This window comes from Turicibacter sp. TJ11, from assembly GCF_021497505.1.
Classification (GTDB): domain Bacteria; phylum Bacillota_I; class Bacilli_A; order MOL361; family Turicibacteraceae; genus Turicibacter.
In genome coordinates, this window is sequence record NZ_CP069349.1 from 1,528,543 (window position 1) to 1,543,363 (window position 14,821).

Here is a 14,821-nt window from a genome sequence, read left to right on the forward strand (position 1 = left end):
TTATCACAGGATTTAATTATTTAAAAAACATAAGTAACAACTCAATCCTTTAATAAAAAAAGTTGAAATCACATGATTTCAACTTTTCTTATTAAGCTTTAGGCGTTTTACTAAATTGATCCGTCGGTAAAACACTAATAATAAAAATTGCAAGATTGACCAAGAAACTAATCACTAGCCAAATTCCTCCACCACTTAGTGCAACAATCAGTAAATTCGTGATATAAAGTCCTATATACCACCATCCTGATAACCCTGTATCTCGGCATCGGCGAACCGCCAAGCTTAAACAAGGAATAAATGACGCTAAACCATAAATCACTAATAATCCACCAAATAAAATCGTAAAAATAACATTTGCTGAAAATCCATTTCCAAGCGCAACAAGTGAAAAAGCAGTTCCTACAAAAGAAAGTGATAACCCTAAACCTAAAACAATCCCAATGATCATATTCCAAACGACGACAAACCAAAATTCACTGCGCGTTGCACGCCCCTTAAAATTAAAATAATTTTTCCAAAATGATCGATATGCCTCTACAAATTCCATTCGAATCTCCCCTTTTTCCTGAAAAAATCTCCATACATTATATGTACTAAATTACAGAAAATAGAACTTCCACATTTATAAATACTCTCCTAAATAAAAAACTGCTCCATTCATCACAGGAGCAGTCTATCTTTTAAGTTAACCATCAATCATTATAATCTTTTATCCAAACGTTAGTTAAAATATTTATCTTCTTAATGTTGTCATCAAAATGTTTATGTATTAACGTGATAAGCTAGCCAAATACTCGATTATATTAGGATCATAATGTGAGAAAAATGAACTTTCTTTTCTATCTAACTTAGCAATTATCTGCATTTCTTGTTCACTTAATTCAAAATCAAAAATATTAATATTTTCTTCCATACGTGATTTACGTGTCGATTTAGCTAAGACAACAATGCCACGTTGTATTAACCATCTTAAAATCACTTGGGCCACCGTCTTATTGTAACGATTTCCAATTTCTTTTAATAATGGTTGATTAAACATATCATTTCTCCCTTCAGCAAACGGTGCCCAGGCTTGCATTTGAACTTGATATTTTGTCATCACTTTTTCTGCTTCTTTTTGTTGATGAAAAACATTTACTTCCACTTGATTAACTGCTGGAATAACCTCATTAAATAAACAAATATCCACTAATCGATCAGGATAGAAATTGCTGACTCCAATGGCCTTAATTTTACCTTCTTTATAAAGCTCTTCCATAGCACGATAAGTTCCGTAATAATCTCCAACTGGTTGATGAATTAAAACTAAATCGAGGTAATCTAATTGCATTTTCTTTAACGACTCTTCAATTGATCCCTTTGCTTTTTCATAGCCTGCATTTGAAATCCAAACCTTTGTCGTAATAAATAACTCCTCACGAGGAACAAATGTTTTTTGAATTGCTCGACCAACCGCTTCTTCATTGCCATAGGCTTGAGCAGTATCAATTAATCGATACCCGACTTCAATAGCATCTAAAACTGCACGTTCACATTCCTCTAAATCTGGAATTTGAAAAACTCCAAACCCTGCTATCGGCATCTTGATTCCATTATTTAACATAACTTCTTTCATTTTCATTCCTTCTTTCTTTTAAAAATAATTTCTTATTTTAATTTTTCCTCTTCAAACTTTAAAATTTTGTCTTCATAACCTTCGATTTTATACTCTAAATAAGATAGTGTTTGTTGAATTTCACTCGCTTTTTTTCTAATTTGATCACGCTGTTCTAGCAAAATTGCTTTACGTAAATGCAAGGTCGAAGGTCCTTTTCGATATAATGAAACATACTCAATTAATGCTTCAATTGAAACACCAGCTTGACGCATGCTCTTAATATAAAACACCCAATTACAATCCATTTCCGTATATTCACGATATCCTTTTGAATTTCTTTTAATTGGTGGAAGAAGTCCAATTTTCTCATAATAACGTAATGTGTCAACTGAAATATCATACTTTTTACTTACTTCTTTAATTGTCATACCCTAACCTCTTCTACGCTCAATTTAAAACCTAATGTTTCTTATCCTCTTAATTCCAATACAACGAATTAATTTGTCAATTTCTAACCTATCATATATAGGTTCAATGCTGTCTTTTCAAACTGACTTCCCACATAAAACCTTTCTGTTTCACTCATTATCGTAACATTAACTCTTCGCTTTCCCCTTTAGCTTTCATTACACCGCTATTATATCGGATGAAGTGAACTCCATAGCAAGAGAAAAAGTTAGTTTTTTCTAAAAAGTTACTTCAGCAGATATTCAAGCCCTTAAATAAAAAAAGACAGTATCCAAAGATACTGTCTAATATGATTAGCGTTGTTTTTTACGATCTTGACGAACTAAGCGTACGACTGCTTCAACGTGTGACGTTTGTGGGAACATATCCACCGGTTGAATATAATCGACACGATATTTTTTCGTCAATTCTTTTAAGTTTTTCGCAAGTGTTGATGGGTTACATGACACATAAACAATAGTTTTTGGTTGAACACGTTTTAACATGTTAATTAATTCATCACCCATTCCTGTACGAGGTGGGTCTACAATCACGACATCTGGTTTAAATCCTTCATTCACCCACTTTGGTACAATTTGTTCCGCTTTTCCTACTGCATAATACGTATTCGTTAATCCGTTTAACTTCGCATTTTCTTTTGCATCTGCAATCGCTTGACGAGTAATATCTACTCCGCGCACTTCACTCGCTTTATCTGCCACCCATTGACCGATCGTTCCAACACCACAGTAAGCATCCACTACTTTTTCATTTCCTGTTAAAGCCGCTGCATACTTCACTTGGTTATATAATTTAATCGTTTGTTCTGGATTTAACTGATAAAACGCACGTGGTGATAAATTAAACTTAAAGCGTCCTAACTCATCTGAAATGAATTTTTCTCCCGCAATATGTTTCATTTCTTTTCCGAAGATTTCATGTGTATCTTCATTATTAATGTTTAAATAAACAGACTTCACGTCTTTACAATACTTCATTAAATCTTTCGCTAACGCATCCATTTTCTTGAAATCATTATTAGCAAAAACAAACGTCACTTGTACTTCACCTGTTTTAAATCCACGACGAACCACAATGTAACGTGCTGTTCCTTTGCGTGTTTTTGGTGCATAAGCAAACACTTTATAATCATCTAATAAATCAACCGCATGATTAATAACCGTATTAATTTCTTCATATTGAACGTCACAATCTGTCACATTCACTAACTCTCGTGAATTCATGCTATAAAATCCAACCATGATTCCATCTTGATCATAACCGACTGGCATTTGAGCGCGATTGCGGTAATTATATGGATCTTTCATGCCGATCGTTGGACGAATATCACACTCATCTGGATCTAAATTCGTATAGCGTTCAATCGCTTGTGAAACAGCGTCACGTTTAATACGAAGTTGCTCCTGATAAGACATGTGTTGTAATTGACATCCACCACATTGACCATACACTTCACAAGCAGGTTGCACACGATGTTTAGATTTACGTTTCACACGTACGAGTTCCGCTTCTGCGTAACCACCTGCCACACGTGTACAAGTCGCAACCACTTCTTCACCAACTAAAGTCCCTGGAATAAAGACTGCTTGTTTTTTATAATAACCGATACCTTCTCCATTGATACCGATACGTTTAATCGTCACTAAAAATTCTTGACCAACCTTTAAAGGCGACATATTCATGTATTAAAACCTCCAATGCTTTTTTGAGCTATCATTTATCTTACCACATTCCCTGTTATTTTACATCGAAATCCCTACATTTCACGACAGATTTTATTTACAATTTAAACGATTTTTATAAATACGGCTTGACTATTTACTAAAAGATGCTAGAATAATGGTTAATTGAATATGTCTCTTGTTCTCTTTGATGAGTTAGAGGTGCGTGTCCAATGAGTAGGAGTTTTGAGAGTGACGTCGATGACAAATTCCAAAAGGTGTCCACGCCGAAGTCTTGTTTGTGTCAACCAAACGAGTACTGGGGTTACATTGAAGAAATGTAAAACTGTCACTACAATTGTAGTGGAGGACTAATGATCGGAGAGTTAAATGATATACTTGCACCTATTGTCTAAAAATTAGACCTGTTAGAGCCATGTATGAGTTTAACTCAACGTGGCTCTTTTTTCTTTATCAAAAGAACAATGCCCTATTCAATTGCACTAACAACTGAGGAGAGAATGATTATGGTTGGAACAATTTATTCCTTAATTCCAGCACTCTTAACGATTGCACTCGTTGTTTTGACGCGTCGCGTTGTATTATCACTTAGTATGGGTGCCATCTCTGCTGCTTTTATTTTAGCCAACTTCAGCATCGTTCAAACAATACAAACATTAGTTGGCACTTTTTTAAATCTTATTTTCGAAGAAAATGGATTACTCGGTTTTTTAAATGATTGGAATTTATCCATTCTCTTTTTCTTATTAGCTTTAGGTGTTATTACCGCTTATATTGTGTTATCAGGTGGTGCATCTGCCTTTTCTAAGGCGATTGTGAAACATGTGAATTCACGTGAAGGGGTTCAGTACACCTCAGCTCTTCTTGGAATTTTAATTTTTGTTGATGATTACTTTAATGCGCTTGTCGTTGGCAATGTTTCTAAGCCGTTAGCTAAACAACAAAAGATCTCACGTGCTCGTTTAGCCTACATTGTCGATTCAACTTCAGCACCTATTTGTGTCATCTCTCCTATTTCAAGTTGGGCAACCGGAATTATGGGTTCGATGGCTGTTATTTTTACAAGTACAGGCGCAACCTATAATACGTTCTTTGCCTTTTTACAAACAATTCCTTACCATTTTTATGTGATCACTTGTGTCCTCATGGTCTTTGTTGTCATTAAGTATAACTTAAATCTTGGGGTTATGAAAAAGTATGAACAAGATGCTTTAAATGGTAACGATTCGTCTTTAAGTCGTGCTGAAGTGATCAGTACTCACGGATGTGAGGTTGAGTCATCAAAAGGAACGATGTGGGAATTAATCCTTCCTATTTTGACTTTAATTATCGTCACAGTCTTAACCATGGCTTATACAGGCTATGTGGGTGCTGTACGTGGTGAATCAGAATTTAATTTATTCTTTGCCATTCTCGATAATATCAAGTTATCAACCTCACTTCGCGTGGGTGGAGCAGCGGGACTTATTGTTTCTATGGGACTTACCTATCGACATGTTTCAAAGGGTGAAGTAACAAAAAAACAATATCTTCATTCTTTCTTCTTAGGTATTAAATCAATGACTGGTGCTATCGTTATTTTATTATTAGCGTGGGCTATCTGTGATTTAGTTGGGGCTCTTGATGCGGGTGGTTATTTAGCATCGATCATCACATCAGCTCATATTAATCCTAACTTTATTCCAGTTGTCATGTTTATCATGGCAAGTTTGATGGCATTTGCCACAGGGACATCCTGGGGATCATTTGGAATTTTACTTCCGATTGCTGGATCAGTCGCCGCTGCCATTGAGATGAATTTAATGATTCCTGTCATGGCTGCCGTTTTATCAGGTGCCATCTTCGGAGATCATGCCTCTCCTATTTCAGACACCACTTTACTATCTGCAACCGGATCAGGGTGTGATCTAGCTGCACACTTTAACTCACAATTACCTTATGCCCTTTTATCGGCTGTTATTGCATCACTTGGATATATTTCATTTGGTTTAACCGAAAGCTTATGGATAGCTTATCTAGTAATGTTCATCAGTATCATTACAACAATTTTTTATGCAAAAGCACAAAAATCAAAGGTGGAAAAAATCAGATAAATGAATAAAAGGAACTAACAGCAGGGGGGAAACTGCGTGTTAGCTCCTTTTTATATATTAAAGAGAGGTTGAAAGAATTGGAGAAGAAAGTCTCTGATAGAATGATTAATTTTCACCCTAAAACGAACCACTCTATCACTAGACTTATTGATAAATAGAGAACTTTAGTAAAAGTCTAAAGCATAGTCCCACCATGAAAGACTATTAACTTGGGAGGTTATCTCTATACAACATCATTATAGGCACGCTATTTAAATCTTAAACAACAATTTCAACTTTTTTTATCAACTGTTAAATATTTCATGTGAGAATAAAAAAAATCCTTGAGAGGGGGAACTCTCAAGGACACGTTAAACGGTCGTGGGGGAACACGATCCGTTTAGGGAGTGAGAAAACATAATGAATAAGAAAATCAAAGGGGGAGAAAATTTATTATCATTTTCATCCATAGTTATTATGGCACAAAATTATGTACAAAAAATGTTTGAAACGTGTTTTTTATGTGTTCTGAAGATATTTATATGGCAAAAACCAACAAATTCAAATAAAAATTTATCATCTATTCGATCACGACTGGATTTTCACGAGTCATTAAATATTGTAATGATTTAAATTCGTATCCTTGGCGACGAAGCTCAGGAATTAATTTATCTAAGCACTCTGCATTATCACTTGAAATACTATGCATTAAAATAATGGCACCTGGATGCATGCGATCTAAAATTTGTTGATAGGCATAGTCTGCCCCTTTTTGTTGATCCACATTCCAATCCATATAAGCAAGTGACCATAAGATGGTATAGTATCCACGTTCTTTTGCCCAATCTAACATTTGTTGATTAAAATGGCCTTCAGGTGGTCTTAAATAACGAACCATATCTTTTCCTGTTAACTCTTTATATTTATCTTCAATTAACGTTAGTTCTTCATTAAATTTTTCTTTCGTTACCTTTGCTAAATCCGGATGATGCCACGTATGATTTCCTATAATATGTCCTTCATCTACCATTCGCTTCACTAGCTCTGGATGTTCTTCCATAAAATGACCAGTCACAAAGAAGAGTGCAGGAACATCATGTTTTTTTAAGACATCTAATATTAATGGTGTATTTCCATTCTCATATCCGCAATCAAATGTTAAATAAATCATCATTTCATCTTTAGAACCGATATAGTAAGCATCATTCTGACGAATAATATCATCAAATTCTTGTCCTGGCCATGGTTGCTCATGATTCTCACCTTTTGGAATACCCCAGCCAATATCTTTTGCATCGGCGTGATGAACTGATGTAAAACATAAGAGGAACGATAAAATAGTTAATACCAAGTTAAACGATCGATTCATGCTATCACCTCTCATTATATATAAAAGATTACACTAATAATCTGTCGAATTTTGCGTAAAATATACATTAATGACAAAAAACCATGTATTCAAAATTAGCTGAAATAATTCATCCCTAATCCTCATACCTTATCATTAATTGGTCATTTACATTAGGAGGAAATGATATGAAACATCTTTTTAGTTTTGCCTTCATAAAAAAAGTACAAGAACAAATGAAGCATCGAGAAATAAAAGCTTTACCTGAACAAATCGCCTTTAACTTAATCATGGCCATTGTTCCTCTACTTGTCGTCATTGTTCAACTTGGAACTTACTTATCACTTAATACTGATATTGTTAAATACTTAATTACAGCTTATGCACCACAAGAGGTTCAACAACTCCTTCTTTACTTATTTAATACGTCATCTACGATCCAATCAGGAACACTCTTTGTTATCTTTACCGCTCTTTCATTTTTTTGGCTTATTTCTAAAGGATTTTATGGAATTGCTAATGCCGCTAATACAACGTACCAAGTTCCGCTTATGAAATTTGCCTATCTAGAACGAATTTTCTCATTTTTAATGCTTTGCTTTATGATGTTACTTTTAGTCGTAGCTATTATTTTTGCCTTTTTTGGACAAGTGTTTATCTCTTTATTATTAAATCTCTTTCATATTACTCTTGATCCATATATGATTATTTTATTTAACATTTTTCGTTCACTCATTAGTTTTTTAGCCTATTTCTCATTTTTCTTACTTCTCTTTTATTTAGCACCTACTATTAAAATTAAAGTTCATGAAATCATTCCTGGTGCTTTAATTACCTCAGTTGGTTGGAGTATCACATCAATCACCTTTAGTTTTTATGTCAATTATATTGCAAATTACAGCAAATTCTACGGCAGTCTTTCCGTTATTATTATTCTTTTATTTTGGCTCTATCTACTCGGTTATACCATCACACTCGGTTTACAAGTTAACTATATTTTAAAACGTGATTATTTAGGAGGCGTGGATTACCAACCTCGACTAACCTTTATTCAAAGATTCAAATATCTTTCTAAATGGACAACATTCTCCGTTGATGACGAACAAAACATCAAGTCATAGTCTCAATTTTTTGTATGAATCACCTAGTTCATGAATATAATGAAACATACTGATAACTGAGGTGAAAAAATATGAAACGTGTCCCTTTACTGTTAGGATTTGCTCTTTTTACTTTGTCTGGTTGTTCCGGTAATCAAGAATCAACAACGATCTCCACACCTCAATCACTACAAAGTTTATCGATTGCGACAACAACCACTCAATCTGATGAAACGACAGATTCGTCAACTAAAGTAGATTCATCAAGCACACTTGAATCAAGCGAGTCAGGTGAGTTACAAACGAGTAAAAAGACATTCTCTACTCAACAAGAATTTGTCGATTATATGTATGAAAAAGTGAGCGCACTAGAAGATACCCTTTCATTACTTGATTCAAATTTAACACAAGTGTTCTCTGTTGTCGGAACAGAGGCAGAAACAGCACAACTATCGATCCGTGAAAATTTATTAAATCAAACGACAAATGAAATGAAGACAATTGAAGAACTATCACGTCCAAATGAAGATGTCTCAACTTTACAAGAATATGTCGTTAAAGCATACGACTATAATATTCAGTATAAAGCAGCTGAATATGAAATTTTTAAAGCAGCAACACTAGAAGATCGTCAAACATTACTAGATACAAATGCAGAAATTGAACGTCTAGCACAAAATTACTTAACACTTGCTTGGTCTGAAATCGATCGCCTCTCAGAAACAAGCTATGATCGTAAATAACAAAAATTGGGACTAGTTGTTAGTCTCAGTTTTTATTTGTCTGCGATGCTTACGATATTTCATTTCACTAATCCCCCACAAAAGAAGCGGGATAGCGATTTGAAAAGCTGGATGAACATAGCGAGTATTAAAGTAAATGGCTCGATATAAATTTTGAACACGATTATTACTAATAAAGCCACTTAAAATTACCACAATAATTCCAACAGGAATCGATAATTGACGATAATTAAAACGAGAGATTAGCCCATCTAAACAAACAACACCTGAATAAAAGTAAACGGTCAGCTTAAAAAAACATGTCATCATTAAAATTAAAATTGCAATGGGATCTAGACGTTCAAAAACGACTCCTACCCCCACCATCTTCATCGCATTATAAAATGGATAGATAAAACCTTTAGCTAAACTTGGTCCTAAAATCCCAACATTTATCACATCTAGCATCACGATAATTAGTGTTCCTATTATAATACTAATTAAACTCGTTTTTAAAATACTTGATTGATTATTTCCAGGAATCAGCGGAAAAACAGCTAAAAAACAAATGAGTTCACCAAAGGGAAGAAGAGTTACGGTATAAATATCTCTTCGAATACCATAAAATCCTTTTTCAAGTATCGGCAAAAACTGATTAAACTTAACGATATCAGTAGTTAACACACAAAAAATTAAGGGAATAAGCAATAAGATGACCACGTAAAATAATAATTCAGAAGATCGACCGATTGCATTTATTCCTAAAATCATTCCATAAATAAGAGTAATCATTAACAATCCATTCACTAAATATATACTAGACCCTGGTAAGAGGGTAAATTGAATCATATCTCCAGTACTTTTTAATAAACCTGTTGCCATGTATAAAAAGTATATGGCATAACTTAAAACAATCAAACCACCTAACCACTTTCCAAAACTATCTTGAATGATACTTGATAATGAAACATATGAATGTAAATAACTAATGCGGTGAAAGATTAAAAATAACAACGTTCCAATGACTGACGCAATCAGTATCACAATCCAAACATCCTGTCCTGACACTCGGCCAACCATCGTTAAGGTTGGACTCGCAATTAAAAACAAAATCATTAGCGTAAACATTTGATTTAAACTTAATCGTGACGTTTTCACCTTAAGCACCCCTTTCTATTGTTCGACTAAATTTTGAATATCTCCAACAGATATAATTTTAACTTTTACCTGTACTTCGAATGTTAATTCTGGATAAATTTCATTCCAATATCCTTCAATTTCACGCCAGTACTTTGGTTCTTTTTGATAAACTTTATTTCCTATACCAAAAATATCTGATTGGAGTTCATCCTTAGTTTTTTCAAACAACGCTTCAATTTGAGCTTTTACCTCTTCTTCTAAATAATTTTCAAGATCAATCAAGTTTTCTGGATTTGATAAATCAATGGGATAACTAATCTCCATTAATTCCCCTTCAACCTCACAATTAATTGCCACTTTTTTAGCATCTATATTTGGCTTAATTTCAACTTTTTTCCCACGTCCCTCAAATGTAATGAGATACCCATCTTGTTCTTTATTAATCACAACTTTATCTTTTTTATTCAAAAGTAAATTATAGATTTCAGCTTCTTGATTATCTAAATAACCTACCATTTGATCAGCATTAAACGCAGCTAAGCCGTTAATTTGCAACTGAGTTGGAGAAAAAGATTTTAATAGATTATCCATTTCTTCTCCTGTCTCACTACTAGCACCCTTAATAACGACACTATTTAACACCACATTATCACCTATCGTATTGATCTTTCCACCAACATCGTATAGGTTGTAATGGACTAATCGAGACATACACGTTTGGCAAATACTTGATACCGCATCAATCTGATTAATTGGAATCGTCTCACTTGGAACAAGAACTTTTAGTACGTCACTAGCTGATGAACCATTGGCAACAAGTAATGAAATATTGGGACGAATTTTAACATTTCTTAGTGTGAAATCTAATATTTCTTGAATTCCAGTTTTCGCTACCGCTTCGTCTATAATAATGACACTTAAATGTGGTAAATATAACGTTTTAGCTGTCATCGTATTTAACTGACGATACGCATCATAAATAGAGACTCCTTCTGCTTCAAGAACATAGACTGGCAATGTTCCTTGGTGATTTCCAGTCACTGAACTTGGATTAATAACTTGAGCACTCAAACGATAACCTGTTTCCGTTTGATCGATTCCGAGTCCGCTAACAATCCCAAAAGCACTAATTTCAATTTTATTAGAGCATCCTCCTAAACAAAGCAAACAACTTAATAATAAAAACAAACGTTTCATATTTATTCCTCCTCCCTCATCGTATCATCAAGATTATGACGAATATTATTACCTGTCTTAAAAATTCGTGGACGATACTTCATCCATGATAAAGGTAATCGTAAAAATTGATCTTCCTGATCATGAAGATTAAATGGAGCTATCGATGCTAGATAAGGTTGATCCAGTGTCGTTAACGAGCATAGATGTAGGATAAGAAGAATAAATCCTATTGTAATCCCATATAGACCAAATGCCGTTCCTAGTAATAAGAAGAGAACCGTTAAAATACGTGTTGCGTTATTTAAGCGACTACTTGATAAGATAAAACCAGCAATTGAAGTTAATGAAACAATAATAATAACCATGTACGACACCAATCCGGCTTGCACAATCGTCTGTCCAATAATTAATGATCCCACAATCGTCATTGAGTTCCCAACCACATTCGGTTTTCGAATAGAAGCTTCTCGAATAATTTCAAATAAAACTAAAATAATGATGGTCTCAATATAAGTTGGAAATGGACTTGAACTCCGTTGATCAATAATGTTCACTAATAAAATAGTCGGTATCATTTCCTGATGATACGTTGAAATGGCCACATAAAGTCCTGGCGTTAAAATGACCATAAAAAAAGCAGCATAGCGAAGAATACGTGTTAATGTTGCAATAAGAGGTCTTGCATAATAATCATCCGTACTTTGAAACATCGTTGAAAAATATGCAGGCCCAAGTGTCACAAATGGCGAACCGTCAACTAAAATAGCCACACTCCCTTGCATCAACGCCGCTGTTACTCTATCAGGTCGCTCAGTCTGGGTTAACCGTGGGAAAATAGTGATGTGATGATCTTCAATTAATTGCATTAACTCACTCGAATCAACAAATCCATCGATATCAATGCTTGCAATTCGCTTATTCACATCTTTAATCACTTCAGGATTAGCAATTCCTTCGATATACGTCACAAACACATCACTTTGTGTCACCGTTCCTATCACATGAGCATCAAATCGAAGATTAGGATCTTTAATTCGTCGACGAATAGTCGCTGTATTCGTTCGAATCGTCTCAGTAAAACAATCTTTAGGTCCATATAAAGAAGGCTCTGTTTGAGGTTCACTAATGGAACGCATCTGCCATCCCTTACAATCAAACATCATTAACTGGTCCACGCCATCAACTAGCACAATGACATGACCGTTTAATAAATTTGTATATAAGTCCTGAAAAGTTTGACCACACTTTGCATCAAGCATCGCAATTCGTGATTCAAAAATAGATTGAAAAATACCATATGAACGATTTTCTTTGTTCTTAACAAGTGATAAATCAATGGATAACACTTGTACAATAAATTGCTCAGCCTGATTCGTATCGATTAATCCATCAATTCCTAGTATAGCTACCCCTATATAATCTTCATCCTGTAAAGAAAGTTGACGAACTAACAAATCATTCGCATTTCCTAAAGTTTCTTTAATTCTTATAAGATTAGCGCTTAGGTCAGGATAAAGGCGCTCTTCTTTTGGTTTAGTAATCGGGGCCTTTGTATTCTTTATTCCTTTAAAAACTTTAAAAAAATCCATAGTCACTCACTCACTTTTTTGTCATTTATTCTATTATTTGTATTCTTATAAACGTTATGCACTTCATCATTTTCCAATTTTTATTTCCTTTCCATATAAAAATTTATATTTTAGCCCCTTCCTTCCTTTACCTAAAAATAAATTAATAGTTTATAAGAATAGACTCTAACTCTAATGTTAAATAGAATAGAAAAAACATAAAAAAAGAAATCAAGCGGTGCTTGATTTCTTTTTGATATATTAAATTAACCGATAAAGTTTAACATGTCTTGGATTGATTTTGATCCGAAGGTTACTTTTTCATCATTGACGATTAAACACGGAACTGACATCACTTTATGTTTTGTTTTTAATTCTGGGAAGTTTGCGATATCTAGCATTTCCGCTTCGACATTTGGGTTTTCAATCGCAATACGTTGTGCTCCAACCACAACGTCTGGGCATAAGTGACAAGATAATGATACAGCGACTTTAATGTTTACTTTTTTATCAACGGCTTTAATAGCTTCTAATACAGATGCATCTAACGCTTGTCCTGGTCCAGCTAAGTTATAAATAGATAATAAGAATGAGTTTAACTCATGTCCACCAGGTACTCCGTGGAATTTAACTCCTGAGTAGTTTCCGTCTTTATTTAGTAATGCAACGACTGGGAATTTATCAGCATTCACTTTTTCTTCTAATGCTTGATCGTCACCTTTTGTTTTAACAATTGCTTCTAACTTATCACCTAAATCAGCAATATCGATGACTAAGTCACGTAATTCAATTGATTTTTCATTCGATGGATCCACAATAGTCACTAATGTCACGTTATTTTCCATACGTCCAAGTACTGTTGCGATTTGTCCTCGTAATGCATCATTTAATAACGCTGAGCGTCCACCTTGTGTCACTTGTTTAGCTTGTGGTGCTGATTCAGCAGCTGATTTTGGTTGTGGTGTTTCTTCAATTTCTTCATCCACAATTCCTAAACGCTCTTTTTCTTGAGCCACATATTTTTCTGCTTCTAATGAAGCGATCGCTCCATCTGCTACTGCTGTCACGACTTGGCGTAATACTTTAGGACGTAAGTCTCCCGCTGCATAAACCCCAGCTACATTGGTATGCATATTTTCATCTGTGATAATATATCCCCACTTATCCATTTCCACTAATCCATCAAAAACTTTCGTTTGAGGGACATATCCAGCAAAGATAAAGATTCCGAATGTTTCATCAGCTGATGCCACATGTTCCCAAGTTTCTTGTGTTTGATTGTTGATGAATTTCACGCGGCGTAATAATTCATCTCCAGTTGCCTCAACCACTTCAGTATTAAACTTCACTTCAATTTTTGGATGAGCTAATACTTTGTCTGCGATCGTTTTTGCACATGTGAACTCTGGTTCACGCGCAATCACAGTTACTTTACGAGCAAAGCGAGTTAAGAAAATCGCCTCTTCTGCTGCTGCAAATCCCGCTCCGATGACAAACACTTCTAATCCTGTATAAAATTCTCCATCACATGTTGCACAGTAGGCCACTCCCCGTCCACGATACTCTGCTTCACCAGGGAATCCTAACGTACGAGGTGTTGCTCCTGTTGCAATGATCACTGAGCGAGTTTTAAAGTCTCCATTTGTTGTTTTTAAAACTTTTACTTCCCCTTCAAGCTTAGCTTCTAATACCTCAGCTTGAGCAAATTTTACGCCGAAGTCTTCCGCTTGAAGATGCATTTCTTCCATTAGTTTTGGACCGGTAGTATGGCGAATTCCTGGATAGTTCACAATTTCATTTGTTGTTTTCGCTTGTCCACCAACTGACGCTTGCTCTAAAACTAATGTTTTCATTTTAGCGCGTCCTGAATAAATTCCAGCAGACATTCCTGCGGCTCCTCCACCAATGACGATCACATCATAAATCATTTCACTCATATTAT

Annotated in this window: 12 protein-coding genes and 1 riboswitch; of the genes, 3 read left to right on the top strand and 9 right to left on the bottom strand. The window is 34.7% G+C overall.

Annotated features, from left to right (window positions below; genetic code table 11):
* Nucleotides 1–91: 91 nt before the first annotated feature.
* The 4 genes from JRC48_RS07440 to rlmD all read right to left on the bottom strand — a co-directional run bounded on the left by JRC48_RS07440 (nucleotide 92) and on the right by rlmD (nucleotide 3,750).
* On the bottom strand, nucleotides 92–550 hold the full coding sequence (locus JRC48_RS07440; RefSeq protein ID WP_235068939.1) for a DUF805 domain-containing protein: 459 nt from the start codon (nucleotides 548–550) through the stop codon (nucleotides 92–94).
* Between the two features lie 222 nt (nucleotides 551–772).
* Nucleotides 773–1,618 carry an aldo/keto reductase gene (locus JRC48_RS07445; protein ID WP_235068940.1) on the bottom strand — a complete coding sequence of 282 codons (846 nt, stop codon included), beginning with the start codon at nucleotides 1,616–1,618 and terminating at the stop codon, nucleotides 773–775.
* A gap of 32 nt (nucleotides 1,619–1,650) precedes the next feature.
* On the bottom strand, nucleotides 1,651–2,028 hold the full coding sequence (locus JRC48_RS07450; RefSeq protein WP_235068941.1) for a MerR family transcriptional regulator: 378 nt from the start codon (nucleotides 2,026–2,028) through the stop codon (nucleotides 1,651–1,653).
* A 333-nt stretch (nucleotides 2,029–2,361) separates the two neighbouring features.
* Nucleotides 2,362–3,750: a 23S rRNA (uracil(1939)-C(5))-methyltransferase RlmD gene (rlmD, locus tag JRC48_RS07455; protein WP_235068942.1), complete on the bottom strand. Its 1,389-nt coding sequence runs from the start codon at nucleotides 3,748–3,750 to the stop codon at nucleotides 2,362–2,364.
* Between the two features lie 188 nt (nucleotides 3,751–3,938).
* A riboswitch (Lysine riboswitch) is annotated at nucleotides 3,939–4,111 on the top strand.
* A 145-nt stretch (nucleotides 4,112–4,256) separates the two neighbouring features.
* Here rlmD and JRC48_RS07460 point away from each other — a divergent pair.
* Nucleotides 4,257–5,843 carry a Na+/H+ antiporter NhaC family protein gene (locus tag JRC48_RS07460; RefSeq protein WP_235068943.1) on the top strand — a complete coding sequence of 529 codons (1,587 nt, stop codon included), beginning with the start codon at nucleotides 4,257–4,259 and terminating at the stop codon, nucleotides 5,841–5,843.
* Nucleotides 5,844–6,402: 559 nt separating this feature from the next.
* On the opposite strand, the gene pdaA is transcribed toward JRC48_RS07460, so the two are convergent.
* Complete coding sequence (gene pdaA / locus JRC48_RS07465; protein WP_235068944.1) at nucleotides 6,403–7,191, bottom strand: delta-lactam-biosynthetic de-N-acetylase; 789 nt, start codon at nucleotides 7,189–7,191, stop codon at nucleotides 6,403–6,405.
* 167 nt (nucleotides 7,192–7,358) lie between these two features.
* On the opposite strand from pdaA, the gene JRC48_RS07470 reads away from it, so the two are divergent.
* A complete protein-coding gene (locus JRC48_RS07470; protein ID WP_235068945.1) occupies nucleotides 7,359–8,291 on the top strand; it encodes a YihY/virulence factor BrkB family protein in 933 nt (310 codons plus the stop codon).
* Nucleotides 8,292–8,362: 71 nt separating this feature from the next.
* Nucleotides 8,363–9,013: a hypothetical protein gene (locus JRC48_RS07475; protein ID WP_235068946.1), complete on the top strand. Its 651-nt coding sequence runs from the start codon at nucleotides 8,363–8,365 to the stop codon at nucleotides 9,011–9,013.
* A 12-nt stretch (nucleotides 9,014–9,025) separates the two neighbouring features.
* Here the strand turns inward: JRC48_RS07475 and JRC48_RS07480 are convergent, their stop codons facing one another.
* From JRC48_RS07480 to JRC48_RS07495, 4 genes are all read right to left on the bottom strand, one after another.
* Nucleotides 9,026–10,150, bottom strand: a complete 1,125-nt coding sequence (locus JRC48_RS07480; RefSeq protein WP_235068947.1) for an endospore germination permease — start codon at nucleotides 10,148–10,150, stop codon at nucleotides 9,026–9,028.
* Nucleotides 10,151–10,165: 15 nt separating this feature from the next.
* The gene (locus JRC48_RS07485) at nucleotides 10,166–11,329 is read right to left on the bottom strand and encodes a Ger(x)C family spore germination protein (RefSeq protein WP_235068948.1); all 1,164 of its coding nucleotides are present in this window, start codon (nucleotides 11,327–11,329) and stop codon (nucleotides 10,166–10,168) included.
* A gap of 2 nt (nucleotides 11,330–11,331) precedes the next feature.
* A complete protein-coding gene (locus tag JRC48_RS07490) occupies nucleotides 11,332–12,900 on the bottom strand; it encodes a spore germination protein (RefSeq protein WP_235068949.1) in 1,569 nt (522 codons plus the stop codon).
* 245 nt (nucleotides 12,901–13,145) lie between these two features.
* The gene (locus tag JRC48_RS07495) at nucleotides 13,146–14,816 is read right to left on the bottom strand and encodes an FAD-dependent oxidoreductase (RefSeq protein ID WP_235068950.1); all 1,671 of its coding nucleotides are present in this window, start codon (nucleotides 14,814–14,816) and stop codon (nucleotides 13,146–13,148) included.
* Between the last annotated feature and the right edge of the window lie 5 nt (nucleotides 14,817–14,821).